This window comes from Flagellimonas taeanensis (genome assembly GCF_003584105.1).
Classification (GTDB): domain Bacteria; phylum Bacteroidota; class Bacteroidia; order Flavobacteriales; family Flavobacteriaceae; genus Flagellimonas; species Flagellimonas taeanensis.
This window is the reverse complement of the sequence record NZ_QXFO01000015.1, coordinates 32970-48359: the sequence shown is the minus strand read 5'-3', so window position 1 is coordinate 48359 and position 15390 is coordinate 32970. Positions and strand designations below refer to the sequence as shown.

The window sequence follows — 15390 nt, the reverse complement described above, 5'->3', positions numbered from 1 at the left end:
AGGTCCATTGTCACGACAACAATCTTTCATCCTTTTTTTCCATTAGTGCCTGACAAGGGAAGGGAACGATTAACTAACTAACTCACCAACCAATCAACTTTGGGTGTTCCCCTCCCTTTCAGGACTTTATTTCCTCATTCATAGTAACCGGACATGACCAACAACAATAGCAATATCGTTTGTCCCGGTTTTAGGGTAATTTCCATGTCATTTTCAATTATCCAATTCTTCCATTAGATCATTTACCAAGGTCAATATCCGTTCTTTCTCTTCCACCGATAATTTTGCATCCTTATGGATCAGGGTATAGGAAGATAGGGGCATCTTATCGTCTTCGATCTGACTTGCGATGGACTTTAGTTTGCTCCTTTTTCTTCGATCCGAATAGTCGCCCCATTCATTGAAATTGAGTTCTTCCTTTCCCTCTTTTATGTGTTCTTCCAAAAACCAGGCGATGGGTTGGACCTTATTGTACCACGGGTATTGGGTGTTGTTACTGTGGCAATCATAGCAAGATACCCGCAAATCGTGTTCGATATCCTTGGCAACCTGGTTCACCGACATGAAGTCCGTATCGGGAACCACATCGCTCAAGTTGGGATCTGTGGGCACAAACTGGATGCCCACAAATCCCAACAGCACTACCAATACTATGATTTTCAGTACTTTCATTTAATTGATTTCCTTTTGCACCTTACCACAGGTCAACATCTTACTTCCAAAAAATGGATTCTGGATTTCGTTGCTTGCGCTGAGCCACGTTCCTCCTTGGTTGTTGTTGTACATGGGGCAGAATTGTTGGTACAAGGTTTTGGAAGTCCCGGTTATCGCAATAAAATCGACCATATCCTTGCCCAGTCCTTCAAAGTGTTCCCGTTGGTGACCGATATCACTTTTGGCGATATGCTCCCCATGTTCCTTGGCCACTTCAATGATATCGGACAGCTCCTTCTGTTGCTGTTCATCGTATCCGCTGATATCAAAGCTGCCCAAGGCACTGGCCAAGGCTTGGCCCGATTTGGCCGCTTCATCCTTATTGTCCGCCACCAGGGCATCCTTCAGTTGGAGGTAGCTGTCGATCACGGATGTGCCCTGTGCATCGGACGAACCCATATCATGGTCCATGGTCCCGTGGTCCATTTCCCCTGCAGTGCTCTCATGGTGATGGCCCTCTTCCGTTCCCATCTCCATATGGGCTCCTTCCTTGTCATTTGTTTCCTTCTTACCGTCCTTACAGGAAATCACGGTAATGGTCAAAAGCGCAATGGCAATTGTACTTAATGTAACTGTTGTTCTTTTCATTGTAATTGATTTTAAGATTAATTCCTCGTTTTGATTGCCCGGGGTAAGCATTTTTGTATTATCCCCTATTATTGTTACTATTTTAATTTTTTCATCTAATTTTCCATTTCTCCCACGCAGGCACTCAGCCCTTATTCTTCCTCGACCGTACGCTTTTTCCCCAAAAAAAATCGTTCCCCGAAAAAAATAAGCACCATCAATGCAAGGGCAACGATGACCACCAAGGGGTCACTACCCGCCTTTGACCAAATAAAGACGCCCAACACCAGTACATCCAGCACAAGGGCCGTAATGAGGATAATGGGATTTGCACCGATTTCCTTTCGTAGATTTTTTAGGACCCCCCAATGGATCCCGATATCCATGATCAAATAAAAGATGGCACCCAATGCAGCGATCCGGGTCAAACTCAGGCTATTTTTTTTGTATTCTACCATTTAAAAACGGGCTAGCAGGCCTCCGCCCCAACCATATCGGTTGTTGTAGTTGGCCTGGATTGAAAAATTACGTGAAAGGATATAGGAGGCCCCTACCAGCCATTGGGTCTCACTTTCATAGGATGAATTCCCCAAATCGTTGACCCATCCAAAATCGGCCCGATATTCATATTCCCCCTCGAGGAAAATCCTTGGAAAAAGCAATAGTTCCCTATCCAACCTTATTCTTGGACGCAGCTGGTGGTCCATACTCACATCCATATTAAAGCGGTATGGGGTAAAATACTTGACCCCTATCAGTCCCACTGTATTGAAGCGGTCATAGGAATCAGGGATGGAGGTTTCCGTGTTCACCCCTGCATAGACCCGTACCCAGTCATTGAGATACCTGTTATAATTGAATTCCACCTCGGCATTTTGGTCGTAGTCAAATTCTGCCCGTACCCCAAATTCATTCCTGATATTACTTGAAACAAGGAAGAGTTCATTAAAATTGGAACCCAATCTGGCAGCACCCCAAGCATAATAATGGTCAGTTTCATCTACCAACTTTTGAACAGGAAAATCCTTCATCCTCACATCCCTTGGGGTATCATAACTGAAAACCCGGGCCATGCCCCCCATCATGTGATAGAGGATATGACAGTGGAAAAACCAATCCCCGTACTCTTCATTATAAAATTCGATGACCACTTTCTGCATGGGCGGCACATTGACCGTATGTTTCAAGGGTGACTTTTCACCATTCTCATTGATGACCCTGAAATAATGCCCATGGAGGTGCATCGGATGGTGCATCATGGTCAGGTTGTTGAGGGTGATCCGGGTTACTTCCCCACCTTTGATCTTGATCTTATCGGTTTCTGAAAGTGGCACACCGTTCATACTCCAGATATACCGTTGCATATTTCCCGTCAGGTTCAACAGAATGTCATTGACGGGCAGATCGGCATTATAGGTAGTACTTTCCTTTGCTTTTAAGAAATCATAGTTGAAATACGTTTTACGGGTATCGTAATCAAAAGCTGAAGTGTCTTTCTGCATCATTGGCATAGTCTGAACCATAGGGTCTTCCATCTTATCCTTATGTCCGGTGGATTTCATTGACGTTGAATCCTTTTCCATTCCTGCCATATCCCCCATCTTTTTATCCATCTCCATGTGCCTATGATCTTCATTCGCATTCATAGGCCTTTTATCATCCATCTTCGCAATGGGTTTATCCTTTTGACCGCTCATTTCGGTCTTATCCATCGACATCCCATTGTGCATACCCATATCCATGCTGCCATCCTTCATGTCCATCTGCATCCCATACTTTTGCATCAAATATTCGGGTGTATTTTTCTTCTTGTTGCCGGCCATTGCCGGAGCTCCCATTTTCATGTCCATTTGGGCCATTTGTTTCATCATCGCCACTTTGTCGGGCCTATCGATGGTCGTTGCGGGAAAAAGCGTTCCCTGCCCTAAATGCAACGAAGTATGCCCGGAGCCGTCCTGTGCCGTGGCCGTTACCTCCAAAGTGCCTTCAGGAACGGTCACGATGACATCATAGGTCTCGGCAATGCCAAAAAGAAAACGACTTTTGGAAACAGGCTCCACATCGACACCATCCCCGGAAACCACCATGGGGTTACCGCCACCGAAATCCATCCAATAATAGGTGGAGGCAGAGGCATTGACGAACCGGAGCCGCACTTTTTCCCCTGGTTTGAAATCAGGGTATTCGGCCAATGTTTTCCCATTGGTCAAAAATGCGGGGTAGTAGATATCCGCAATATCCGCTCCCTCCATACGATCTCGCCAAAATTTGAGCTGTGCACCTAGTGCACCTTCCTTGATGACCCTACTCAAGGGCACCGCGGTCCCTTTTTTGACCTGGTACCACTCGTTTCCCCGTTTAAGGTTTCGGAGCACGTTCATGGCCTTTTCGTTCGTCCAATCGGAAAGCACCACGACCAAATCCTTATCGTAGTCCAACGTCTTTTCCTTGGGATGGATCAATATCGAGCCATACACCCCCTTTTGCTCTTGTAGCATGGTGTGGGAATGGTACCAATAGGTACCTGATTGGTTGATCGGAATCCGATATTGGAAAGTTGTGCCAGGTTCTATGGGCGGTGTGGTCAAATAGGGAACCCCGTCATAAAAATTGGGCAAGATCAATCCATGCCAGTGTACGGAGGTTTCCACATCCATCTTATTGGTCACGTTGATCAGGGCGAGGTCACCCTCGTTGAATTCCAAGACCGGTCCCGGAATACTTCCGTTGATGGTCATTGCATCGGCAGTGACCCCACCGAGGGTCAATTTGTTCTGTTCCAGTACAAGATTGTATTCCCTAACGGGTCTACCTTCCTCTTTTCTGTCCTCACCATTTGTCCCCACTTGCCCAAAAACATGGGTCGTCAAGGCAGTTAGGACAAAAAACAAGATTTTAGATTTCAATATTTTCATCATTCATTCATTTACATTTGTTCAATTACATTTCATCGGTGATTTCACCGCAGGTCAACATAGCCTCTCCGAAATAGGGGTTTTTGATCTCTTTGGTCGTACTCAACCAATAGGCACCTTTGTTGTTATCGGCCATCGGGCAAAACTGTTCGTATATCTTTTGATCCACCCCAAAAAGCTTGATACCATTGGATAAATGGGCGGACAGCTGTTTAAAATGGTTGCGTTGCACCTTGACATCCGATATCTTTGAAATGGAATTCGCCGAACTGGAGATTTCCTTCGATATCGTCATCCAATGGCCGTGCGCCTTCTTGTCCGTCAATTGTTTCATATCCACATGTTCCAAGGCCGACAACACTTTTTTTGCAGCGGCATTTGCCTTGGTACCATTATCATTGACAAGGGCATCCTTTAACTCCAAGTAGGCGCTCAACACCTGTTTCAATTGGTTTTTAAAAGTCGCTGTCGCCGTCATTCGCTGGTTCATATCGGAATGGTCTATTTTGTTTTCCAAGCCGGGATCCCCCATATCCATTTCCGAATGATCGCTACCGCCAGTACCCTTGTCATCCCCCATCTTCATGCCTCCGTGGTTATGTCCCGTCATGGCGGGCCCGCCCTCAGGATTCATCATGCTCGGTTTCCCGGCCAATTGGGCCGCCGCATCGATACTGAAGGTCCCGTTTACCGCGATCTCATCCCCTTCCTGCAGTCCCTCCTTCACAATGAACCCATTTCCCAATGATGGTCCCAAGGTGACATCGCGCAACACAAAATTCACCCCATTGGATGTGGTATTCTTGATGTATACCACAGAACGTTCCCCGGTCCACATCACTGCCGACTTAGGAATGGTTATCGCTTCTGATGCAATGGGCTGTTTTGCTTTCACGGTTCCGGAAGCGAACATTTCCGGCTTTAACCTTAAACCGGCGTTCCCGATTTCGATTCTGGCCTTGGCAACCCTAGTCATGGGATTGATCACCGGGTCGATATAGGAAATCCTGCCTTTGAAATTTTCGCCCGGGAGGGAGGGTATGGTAAAGACCACTTCGTCGCCTTTCCTTACCCAGGGCATGTCGGACTCATAAATATCGAACAATACCCAAACGCTGTTCAGGTTGGCAATTTGATATAATGCCTTGCCCTTGTTGACATAGTCGCCAAGGTTTACCATTTTTTCGGTAACGTAGCCTGAAACATCGGCATGTATCGGCAATTCCTCCTTAACGGTCCCAGATTGAAGTATCTGTACGATTTGGTTGTCGGAAAGCTTCCAGTTTTTTAATTTTTCCTTGGCGGCATTAAAAAACTGCGGTTGGGTGTCCGCCACCTTTCTTGCTTCAAAAAGTTCCTCTTGGGCAGTGACCAGGTCAGGGGAATAAATATAGGCGATGATCTGCCCCTGCTTGATGTACTCCCCTGTAAAATTCACCATTAGCCGTTCCACCCTCCCGGGAATATGGGTAGATTGGGAATAGATCGATCGTTCATCCGCTTCCACCTTGCCATTAAGATCGATCAATTTGACCGGGGCGGTCTTGCCCACGATTTCCGTAGAGACATTGGCAAGCTGCATGGCCGTTTTCGACATGCTTACGGCCATAGGGTCCAGTTCCGAACCGTTATCACTTTCCAAAGGGATCAAGTCCATCCCACAAATGGGGCAATCTCCCGGTTCCGGCTGTCTGATCTGCGGATGCATCGAGCAGGTCCAAGTGGTTTCTTCCGATACTTCCGAAGCATGTTGGTGTTCCTCCGTGGCATTGCCCTTCGAGCCTCCGAACAATAGCCAACCCAGCAAAAGTCCAAGAACCAGGGTGGACAAGGCTATTTTTACTATTTTTTGTGTTTCTGATTTCATCTGATTATTTTTTTGCCGTGATATAGTTAAACTTGGCCAACGCTATTTCATACTGCGTCAATGCGCTTATTTTCAATTTAGTATACTTCAACAACTGTTGCTGCATTCGCAACACCTCCTCGAAGTCCTTCCCGGAATTCCCATAGGCAGTGAACAACAGATTGAGTGCTTGTTCCGATTCCATGATCTGCTCATCAAAGAGGGAAATCAGATCGGTCTGCTGCCTTATGTCAAAAACAGCCATTTCATAATTGGTCTTCAATGTATTGGTGACTTCCTTTTTTTGCAGTGCATAACTTTCCTGCATCAATTGGGCCTCTTTTTCGGCTGCCCTGTACTTACCCCTGAATAGGGGCAGGCTCAAGGTAACCATGGGCATCAATACATCCTTGCCGTTATCGGGAACCACCATGTCCGTTCGCTCATCGACCATTACATAGTCCAGTCCGATCCCGACTTTTGGCAAGCCTTGTTTAAGGGCTGCCCTTTCAGAGGCCGCTGCTGCCTTGACCTTTAATTCCAGGGAATTCAAAAGCGGATGGTCCACCACCAAGGAATCTTTTGTGTAATCAATGGGCAGTACATTGACCCCAAAGGTCTCAGGGATGTTTATTTGTTCATCTTCCTTACGGTCCAATAGTTTATTGAAGGACGCCAGAAGGGGGATTTCCTTATGTTTAAGGATACCCAGATTCGTCCGGGCTTCCTTTAAAAGCACGTCCACCCTTAAGACATCGACCAATGATCCCAGGCCGTTTTTAAATTTCGTATTGGAAACCGTCTTGTAGGATTCCAGGATGGCGATGTTGTCCTCTTCGATCCGTACCCACTCCTTAAGTTCGTACAATGGAAAATAAGCTGCCGAAACCTCGTAATAAAGTTTGTTCCTGGCATCCAAAAAAGACTGGTACTTGGCCTCTGCCATAAGTGCAGCGGCATCACCTTGGGCCTTTAAGGTTCCAAACCAAGGAAACATCTGGGTCAGTGAAAACCTTGCCTTTTGGGGCCCTACCCGGGTTTCGACCGGGGAGATGAAGTACCCAAAGGACAGGTTTGGATCTGGTAAAGCCTTCACCTGCGGTACCTTTTGTAACGCCGCCTCAAAATCTTTGTACTGTGAAAGCAGCCCCGGGTTGTTCCCAGCAGCAATCTCAAAGTAGTCCTCCAAGGTCTGGCCATTGGATAGGATACTTGTCAAGATAAATATAATGGTCACTACCTTTTTCATTTTACTGTATTTTTTTCAATGCTTTGTTGCGATTTTTAATGACTGTTTCCCTCCAATAGGCTTGGAGTACCGGGACCACGAACATGGTCATGATCTGTATGGTCATTCCCCCAAAAGTCGGGATGGCCATGGGAATCATGATATCGGCCCCTTTTCCGGTCGAGGTGAGTATTGGTAAAAGGGCGATAATGGCCACTGCGGCCGTCATCATGGCGGGACGAACCCTTTTTTTCCCTGCCTCCAGAACCGCCGCTCTCACATCCGGTACGGTTTGAGGGTTCTTTTCCTCGAAAACCTGGTGGATGTACGTACCCATGATGACACCGTCATCGGTGGCAATACCGAAAAGCGCGATAAATCCTACCCAAACCGCAACGCTTAAGTTGATCGTGTGCATTTGGAACAGATCGCGCATGTTGACCCCTGCAATGGCAAAATTCATGAACCAATCCTGACCATAGAGCCAGAGCATTATGAAACCTCCCGCAAAAGCAACAAAAACGCCTGAAAAATGGATGGAGGATGCGATGACCGTCTTGAACTGAAAAAACAGGAGCAAGAAAATCACGATCAAACTGATCGGTATGACAATGGACAGTCTTTTCACTGCCCTGATTTGGTTCTCATAACTCCCAGAAAACTTATAGCTTATTCCGGCGGGAACCGTTAATTCCCCTGCATCGATTTTTTTCTGGATGGCTTCCTGGGCATCGTTCACCACATCGACTTCCGCAAAACCGTCCCGTTTATCAAAAAGCACATAGCCCACCAAAAAGGTGTTTTCGCTCTTGATGGCCTGAGGCCCGCGGACATATTCAAAATCCACCACTTGGGATAAGGGAATTTGCGCCCCTACCGGTGTGGGAATCAAAATTTTCTTCAACGATTCCGGGTCGTCCCTCAATTCCCTCGGGTAGCGCACCCGCACGGGAAAACGTTCCCTTCCCTCAACGGTGGAGGTGATCTTCATCCCACCGATCGCTGTTTCGATGCTTTGCTGCACATCTTCAATGTTCAAACCATATCGGGATATCCCGTCCCTGTTGATATTGAGGTGCAAATAAGGTTTGCCGACTATTCTATCGGCGAATGCGGCTTCTGCCTTGACCGAGGGCACTTCCTTCAAGATACCTTCCAATTGCATCCCAAAATCCTCGATGGTCTTCAAATCGGGCCCAAAAACCTTGATCCCCATGGGAGCGCGCATTCCGGTCTGCAGCATCACCAACCGGGTTTCAATGGGCTGTAATTTGGGAGCAGAGGTTATGCCCGGGATCTTGGTGACCTTTACGATCTCATCCCAGATATCGTTGGGGGATTTGATATGGGGCCTCCAGTTTCGGAAAAACTCACCGTCCTCATCCACGATCAGGTCCTTCTCGGCAATCCCTCGCTGCAAGGCTTCCTCATTGGTCAAAGTGTCTTTATGCTGGGTAATGAACCTGTCCTTTCGATCTACTTTATAACGGACCCTATGTCCGTCTTCATTCACAATGAATTCAGGTTTATAGTTGATGATGTTCTCATACATGGAAATGGGTGCAGGGTCCAGTGCGGATTCAACGCGACCGAGTTTACCGACAACCAAGTCCACTTCGGGTATGCTTCCCAAGAGCATATCCAACTGTCCAACCACCCTTTTGTTGTATTCCACCCCTGAATGCGGCATGGATGTCGGCATCAACAGGAACGAACCTTCATTGAGCGATGGCATGAACTCGGACCCTATTCCCGGGAATCTCTTGGAAGCTGCCTGCCATCCCGAGGTCTGTCTGACACTTTTCCAACCTACCGATTCAAAGCCTTTGGCCACGATTCCAAAGGTGCTATCGAACCCCAGCCAAACCAATACCCCAAAAAACAGGGTCACGAATGGGATGAGCATGAACTTTCCCTTGTTTTCCAGACACCACTTTAGGACCGGGGTATAGAAATGTACGATTCCCATCAAAGCGGCCAGGATAATGCCCACTAGGAACAACACAAAAAAGTAGTTGACCACAATACCGTTTTGGGGTCCCAAGGGCATCCATTCCTCGGTCAGGAAGAACGAGGCGATAAAAACGGTCAATCCCAAATTGATATAGTTGGGAAACGATTTATAGTGCTCCGGCCATTTGGGTTCCATCAAATTGTTCAACCCAATGAGTGAAATGACCAATGGCAACCACATCTGGGCATAGAATGCAAAGATAAGCCCAGTGGATATCAATAGAATGGACCAAAATCGTCGCACCCGTTTCTTGTCATAATCCACCCCCAGTACAAAATGGGCCAAGGCAGGCAGTACAACGATTCCCAGTACAAAGGCGCTCAACAGGGCGAAGGTCTTGGTAAAGGCCAAGGGCCTAAATAACTTGCCTTCTGCCGATTGCATGGCAAAGACAGGCACAAAGCTCACGACAGTGGTCGCCAATGCGGTGGTAATTGCCGAGGCCACTTCCACGGTGGCCCTATATATTACCTGAATGAGTTCCTTGCCCTTGGCACCATGGTTCTCGGGCATTTCCAAATGTCGGATAATGTTCTCGACGAACACGATCCCCACGTCCACCATCACCCCTATGGCAATGGCTATCCCGGAAAGGGCCACCACATTGGCATCTACCCCGGCATATTGCATGACAATAAAGGTCATTAGCACCCCGACGGGCAATAGACTTGATATGATCACAGAGGCCCTCAAGTTGAGGACAAGTACCAGTACAACGATGATGCTGATCAGTATTTCGTGGGACAGGGCATTTTCCAAAGTGCCTATGGTCTCGTGGATGAGCTGTGTCCGGTCATAAAACGGGACCACGGTCAATTGGCTTTCCACACCATTGGCCAAGGTCTTCTTGGGCAATCCGGGTGCGATTTCCTTGATCTTGTCCTTCACATTATTGATGACCGCCAAGGGATTGGAACCATAACGGGCGACCACTACGCCACCTACCACTTCGGCGCCCCCTTTATCGAGCACGCCCCTTCGTGTGGCCGGTCCCAAGCTGACCACCCCAATATCCTTGATCCGAACCGGGACATTGTCAAATACGGCAACCACCGCCTTTTCTATGTCTTCCGTATTTTTGACATATCCCAAGCCCCTGACCAAATATTCTGCTTGATTGACTTCAATGGTCTTGGCGCCCACATCCCTGTTCGACTTCCGTACGGCCTCCATGACCTTGTATAAGGGGATATTATAGGCCTTTAGGGCATCCGGATTTACATCCACTTGATATTCTTGGACATAACCCCCGATCGAAGCCACTTCGGACACCCCGTCCACGGCATTCAATCCATATTTCACATAAAAATCCTGGGCGGTCCGTATCTCGTGCAGATCCCATCCTCCCGTAGGATTGCCATCCTTGTCCCTTCCTTCCAAGGTATACCAATATACCTGTCCCAATGCCGTGGCGTCGGGACCCAAAGTCGGGGTAACGCCATCGGGCAACAGACCCGTGGGAAGTGAATTCAATTTTTCCAGGATCCGGGAACGCGACCAATAAAATTCCACATCATCATCAAAAATGATATAGATACTGGAAAATCCAAAGATGGATGAACTACGGATTGTTTTCACTCCTGGAATCCCCAGTAAATAGGTCGTCATTGGATAAGAAATCTGATCCTCGATATCTTGTGGCGAACGTCCGGGCCATTGCGTGAAAACAATTTGCTGGTTTTCCCCAATATCGGGAATGGCATCCACGGGCACCGGGTCTTTGGGAAGAAAGCCCGTATTCCAATTGAAGGGGGAAGTGACAATCCCCCAGGTAACCAACATTATTAAAACGAGAACGGTCACCAGTTTGTTCTCTAAAAAGTATTTTATGATTTTATTGAGCATATCATGAGTTTATTGTGTTGGAAATAGTGAAATTGTTCCAAAGGCAATAAATACCTAGGGCCATGCCAAAAACCATAGCACGGCCAAACGTCATCGATATGCTCTTAAATAAGGAAAGTTTGATCAAGAATCTGAATATCCTTGACCAAAAGGGGCGGAGGGTAATGTACGACAGGAACTATATTTTCCTGTGATCCCTCAAAAAGATTTATGTAACTGTAGGTGAAGGCAATTAGGAACTGATGCTCCCCTATACTTACATTTTCAACTGAAAGTAGAAGATCTTCCTGCCCGAGGACAGAAAGTGTCTCATCTTCACAGCATCCATTTTTTTGCAGATTATGTTCATGCGAATCGGATGCTTGTTGCACATCCATTCCACAGGATTCCGCTTTACCGAAGAAGGAAAAATCAACAAGATCCTCACCACAATAGTGTTGCCCCACCGCAAAGGAAAATGTGGAGGCCAGCACATTCAGTGCCATGAAACAAGATAATATTTTGAACCAAAATAGTTTCATATGCGATTACAAAACTACAATAATTTTAACAACCCTATTTTATTTAACATATTTTTTATGGTGATTTCATGTAAAATCCTTGCCATTCCACAGCCCTGAACCTAAGCAGGTCCCACAAAATCATCGGTTTGATTTTCAATTACATATAGTGTGACAAAACGTTCCCTGGCCAGCAATGACATAACGGCTTTTTCAGGTCGGCCTTATGTCAGAAATGAAGGAAGGACGGGCTATGATATTTTGTCTTCCATAGGGAATAATGGTATACCAATTTCTTAGGCTGGGCCACAAAGGTTGTCCCATCCCACATCCTGTCGGTGGATCGGGCACATTGACCTTTAGCTTCACCTGTTGCCCAAGCAACAGAAATCGAATGGGCATATGAAGTTGTTCCACCCAATCCAAAACATGATGTCCATCATGTTTTTTCAGAAGTAGTTCCCATACTTTTGAAACAGGAACAATCCACATTATCAGAATACAAAAAACTATTAATGTATGAGTGAGTTAAGATCGAATTGATTTCAATATGTTTTATGATCGGTGTACTATTTTTTTTAATTTTAATAGGTGAAGCAAACCATATCGAAAATATTATCCCTGTTTCTAGCCTGTTCCGTATTGGTCAGTACGACTTCCTTTGCTTCCAACGCCCATTTTTGTTGTAACAAATTAGTCAGTTTTTCCGTGACAGGAAAGGCAAAACCCTGCGACCAAAAGCTTCAAAGCCCCAAAAGCCCCTTAAGGAAGTGTTCTTTGGAGCAAAAGAATTGCTGTAGCAACGTTACTTATGCCAATTTCGGCAAGGATGACCTGATGGTTCGATCTTTTGACCTTGATTTCGATACACTCATAGTTCCATATACCTCCATTTTTTACCATACCGATCGCTCTGGTGGGCTACAGGAAAGCATTGTTCCTTTTAAAGACTATATCCCCCCTTGGGTCGAACGAAACCTCCCTATCCTCCACAGGACTTTATTGATTTGATTTTTTTTCCACCTTGGGCACTATGCCCTGGTTTGTCCCTTTGTAAGGACATTCGTCCTTTAAATGGCTGGGGCATTTTCAGGACAATACATTCTGATCTGTTGTAAAAACGACGATTTATCAATGGAGATTGTAACAACAAATGGTTATATCACAATAACCCAAAATCGAAACCCTATGAAAAATTATGATACCCTTTCAGAAGCCATATCCGATTTACAGGCAAAGGGCTACACCTATGATTTTAATCTCAAGCCCCATTGTCTGGAATGCGCTTCCCTTAAAATCGAAATTCGACCGGAAGACTTTAAGGTCGACCAGACCCATCGTTTTGAGGGGATGAGCAGCACCGATGACAACAGCGTGCTGTACGCCATATCCTCCAAGGATGGCATTAGGGGCATCCTGGTGGATGCCTATGGCGTCTATGCCGAAAACATTTCTGAAAAAATGAGAAAAAAATTACGATAACCCAAAAGAAGGACCGATGATGGAAAAGCACCAACACCACGACCATTCACGGATGAACCACGATAAGACCGACCACTCCAAAATGGACCATGGCCCTGGGGGCCATTCGGGGCACAACCCCGCACATGGCCAAATGGGCCACGACCACCACAAAATGATGATCGCCGACTTTCGAAAGCGATTTTGGACAACACTGGTACTCACCATACCCATTTTGTTCCTATCGCCCATGATCCAGGATTTTTTTGGATATGAATTCCTGCTTCCCGGCAACCCTTACTTTCTTTTTGGGCTTTCCACCATTGTATATTTCTATGGGGGATGGCCTTTTTTGAAAGGTTTTTGGTCAGAAATAAAACAGGGTGCACCGGGAATGATGACCTTGATCTCCATGGCCATTTCCGTAGCCTATTTCTATAGCACGGCCACCGTATTCGGACTGAAGGGCCAAGACTTTTTCTGGGAACTGTCCACCCTTATAGCCATCATGCTACTCGGGCATTGGATAGAGATGAAGAGCGTCCTTGGTGCCTCAAAAGCCTTACAGTTGTTGGTCAGCATGATGCCTGCCGAAGCACACCGTGTCAAAGGGGAAACCATAGAGGACATACCGTTGGAAGCGGTATTGAAAGATGACATCATACTGGTCAAGCCGGGGGAAAAGGTCCCAGCCGACGGTACCATCGTCGAAGGCAGCAGTTACCTGAACGAATCCATGCTCACGGGGGAATCGAAACCTGTAAAGAAAGAGAAAAAGGACAAGGTGATCGGCGGTTCCGTCAATGGCAACAGCACCTTAAAAATCAAAGTGGAGCACACGGGCAAGGATAGTTACCTCAACAAAGTGATCACGATGGTGGAAGAGGCCCAAAAGACCAAGTCCAAAATGCAAAACCTTTCCGATAGGGCCGCCAAATGGTTGACCTATATCGCCTTGACCATTGGTTTTGGGACCCTGGCGGTATGGTTGGCCCTGGGTTTCCCCTTTGTTTATGCCCTGGAACGCATGGTGACCGTTATGGTCATTGCCTGTCCCCATGCCCTGGGTCTTGCCATCCCTTTGGTGGTGGCCATTTCCACCGCGGTATCCGCCCAAAACGGCCTATTGATCCGCAACAGGACCGCCTTTGAGGAATCCCGGAAGATTTCGGCCTTGTTATTTGATAAAACGGGGACCCTGACCAAAGGTGATTTTGGCGTTACCCGAATCCAATCGGTCGATGACAACTATTCCCAGGATGAAGTCCTTCGCCTGGCAAGTGCCTTGGAACAAAGCTCGGAACACCCCATTGCCGTGGGTATCATCAAAAGGGCCCAAAAGGAAAAGGTCACCATTCCCAATCCCTTGAACTTTCATGCGATCACTGGAAAAGGGGTCGAGGCAACCGTGGAGGACAAACCGGTAAAAGTGGTCAGTCCCGGTTTTTTAAGGGACAACAACATTCCCATTCCCAAAGACGCCTATAGCGATGCCGCCGAAACCGTGGTATTTGTGTTGATCGAGGAAAAACTGGCCGGATACATTGCACTGGCCGATGAGATACGATCGGAATCCCAAGAGGCCATCCAAGTATTCAAGAAGAACGACATCAAGGTATTGATGGCCACTGGGGACAATGAAAAAACGGCCAGGGCCGTTAGCGAAAAACTCGGTTTGGATGGCTACTATGCCGAAGTGTTGCCCCACCAAAAAGTGGAAATAGTGGAAGAACTCCAACGTAAGGGCGAGTTCGTGGCCATGACCGGGGACGGTGTGAACGATGCCCCGGCCCTTGCAAAGGCCAATGTGGGCATTGCCGTTGGTTCCGGTACGGACGTTGCGGCGGAAACCGCCGACATCATCTTGGTCAACAGTAACCCCAAGGATATAGCCAATCTCATCCTGTTCGGCAAGGCCACCTACAACAAAATGATCCAGAACCTGATTTGGGCAACGGCCTATAATGTGGTGGCCATTCCGTTGGCCGCCGGTGTACTGTATTCCTCAGGGTTTGTCATGGGCCCTGCCGTCGGTGCGGTGTTCATGAGCCTGAGCACCATCATTGTGGCCATCAATGCGCAGTTGTTAAAACGTAAGATAGGAAGTAATCAGATCAAAGGATGATAGGCAAATAGAGCAATTTAGCATATAAAAGGGTGCATTCCCAATAGCAATACGGATTTTCAGTGTTCCCGCAATCCTATTAGGCCACTACGAAGAGAATACTGGATTCTGGTATTAATACTGCTGGAAGCCAGTTCCATTTTTCCTGAGGTGTACCATTCCTAATTTATTTCCT

Annotated in this window: 11 protein-coding genes; 3 read left to right on the top strand and 8 right to left on the bottom strand. The window is 46.9% G+C overall.

Annotated features, from left to right (window positions below):
* Window positions 1–213: 213 nt before the first annotated feature.
* The 8 genes from D2V93_RS06835 to D2V93_RS06800 form a co-directional block, all read right to left on the bottom strand.
* Window positions 214–672 (bottom strand): heme-binding domain-containing protein, encoded by a 459-nt coding sequence (locus D2V93_RS06835; RefSeq protein ID WP_036385864.1) that lies wholly within the window; start codon window positions 670–672, stop codon window positions 214–216.
* Window positions 673–1302, bottom strand: a complete 630-nt coding sequence (locus tag D2V93_RS06830; RefSeq protein ID WP_119618909.1) for a DUF3347 domain-containing protein — start codon at window positions 1300–1302, stop codon at window positions 673–675.
* Between the two features lie 131 nt (window positions 1303–1433).
* Window positions 1434–1739: a hypothetical protein gene (locus D2V93_RS06825; RefSeq protein WP_182849956.1), complete on the bottom strand. Its 306-nt coding sequence runs from the start codon at window positions 1737–1739 to the stop codon at window positions 1434–1436.
* Window positions 1740–4196 carry a multicopper oxidase domain-containing protein gene (locus D2V93_RS06820; RefSeq protein ID WP_119618935.1) on the bottom strand — a complete coding sequence of 819 codons (2457 nt, stop codon included), beginning with the start codon at window positions 4194–4196 and terminating at the stop codon, window positions 1740–1742.
* 25 nt (window positions 4197–4221) lie between these two features.
* Window positions 4222–6063 carry an efflux RND transporter periplasmic adaptor subunit gene (locus tag D2V93_RS06815; protein ID WP_119618908.1) on the bottom strand — a complete coding sequence of 614 codons (1842 nt, stop codon included), beginning with the start codon at window positions 6061–6063 and terminating at the stop codon, window positions 4222–4224.
* Between the two features lie 4 nt (window positions 6064–6067).
* Complete coding sequence (locus D2V93_RS06810; protein WP_119618907.1) at window positions 6068–7291, bottom strand: TolC family protein; 1224 nt, start codon at window positions 7289–7291, stop codon at window positions 6068–6070.
* Between the two features lies 1 nt (window position 7292).
* Complete coding sequence (locus D2V93_RS06805) at window positions 7293–11129, bottom strand: efflux RND transporter permease subunit (RefSeq protein ID WP_108246726.1); 3837 nt, start codon at window positions 11127–11129, stop codon at window positions 7293–7295.
* A 104-nt stretch (window positions 11130–11233) separates the two neighbouring features.
* A complete protein-coding gene (locus D2V93_RS06800; protein WP_067035961.1) occupies window positions 11234–11650 on the bottom strand; it encodes an HYC_CC_PP family protein in 417 nt (138 codons plus the stop codon).
* Window positions 11651–12220: 570 nt separating this feature from the next.
* Between D2V93_RS06800 and D2V93_RS18970 the strand changes: the two genes are divergently transcribed.
* The 3 genes from D2V93_RS18970 to D2V93_RS06780 all read left to right on the top strand — a co-directional run bounded on the left by D2V93_RS18970 (window position 12221) and on the right by D2V93_RS06780 (window position 15215).
* Window positions 12221–12640: an HYC_CC_PP family protein gene (locus D2V93_RS18970; RefSeq protein ID WP_119618905.1), complete on the top strand. Its 420-nt coding sequence runs from the start codon at window positions 12221–12223 to the stop codon at window positions 12638–12640.
* Window positions 12641–12817: 177 nt separating this feature from the next.
* Window positions 12818–13111, top strand: a complete 294-nt coding sequence (locus D2V93_RS06785; RefSeq protein WP_090294862.1) for a phosphoribosylpyrophosphate synthetase — start codon at window positions 12818–12820, stop codon at window positions 13109–13111.
* 16 nt (window positions 13112–13127) lie between these two features.
* The gene (locus tag D2V93_RS06780; RefSeq protein WP_417935365.1) at window positions 13128–15215 is read left to right on the top strand and encodes a copper-translocating P-type ATPase; all 2088 of its coding nucleotides are present in this window, start codon (window positions 13128–13130) and stop codon (window positions 15213–15215) included.
* The last annotated feature ends 175 nt before the right edge of the window (window positions 15216–15390 follow it).

Coding starts and splice junctions, on each gene's coding strand:
- D2V93_RS06830 (WP_119618909.1), bottom strand. CDS start 1,302: ATGAAAAGAACAACAGTTACATTAAGTACAATTGCCATTGCGCTTTTG.
- D2V93_RS06825 (WP_182849956.1), bottom strand. CDS start 1,739: ATGGTAGAATACAAAAAAAATAGCCTGAGTTTGACCCGGATCGCTGCA.
- D2V93_RS06815 (WP_119618908.1), bottom strand. CDS start 6,063: ATGAAATCAGAAACACAAAAAATAGTAAAAATAGCCTTGTCCACCCTG.
- D2V93_RS06780 (WP_417935365.1), top strand. CDS start 13,128: ATGATGGAAAAGCACCAACACCACGACCATTCACGGATGAACCACGAT.
- D2V93_RS06800 (WP_067035961.1), bottom strand. CDS start 11,650: ATGAAACTATTTTGGTTCAAAATATTATCTTGTTTCATGGCACTGAAT.
- D2V93_RS06835 (WP_036385864.1), bottom strand. CDS start 672: ATGAAAGTACTGAAAATCATAGTATTGGTAGTGCTGTTGGGATTTGTG.
- D2V93_RS06805 (WP_108246726.1), bottom strand. CDS start 11,129: ATGCTCAATAAAATCATAAAATACTTTTTAGAGAACAAACTGGTGACC.
- D2V93_RS06810 (WP_119618907.1), bottom strand. CDS start 7,291: ATGAAAAAGGTAGTGACCATTATATTTATCTTGACAAGTATCCTATCC.
- D2V93_RS06820 (WP_119618935.1), bottom strand. CDS start 4,196: ATGAAAATATTGAAATCTAAAATCTTGTTTTTTGTCCTAACTGCCTTG.
- D2V93_RS06785 (WP_090294862.1), top strand. CDS start 12,818: ATGAAAAATTATGATACCCTTTCAGAAGCCATATCCGATTTACAGGCA.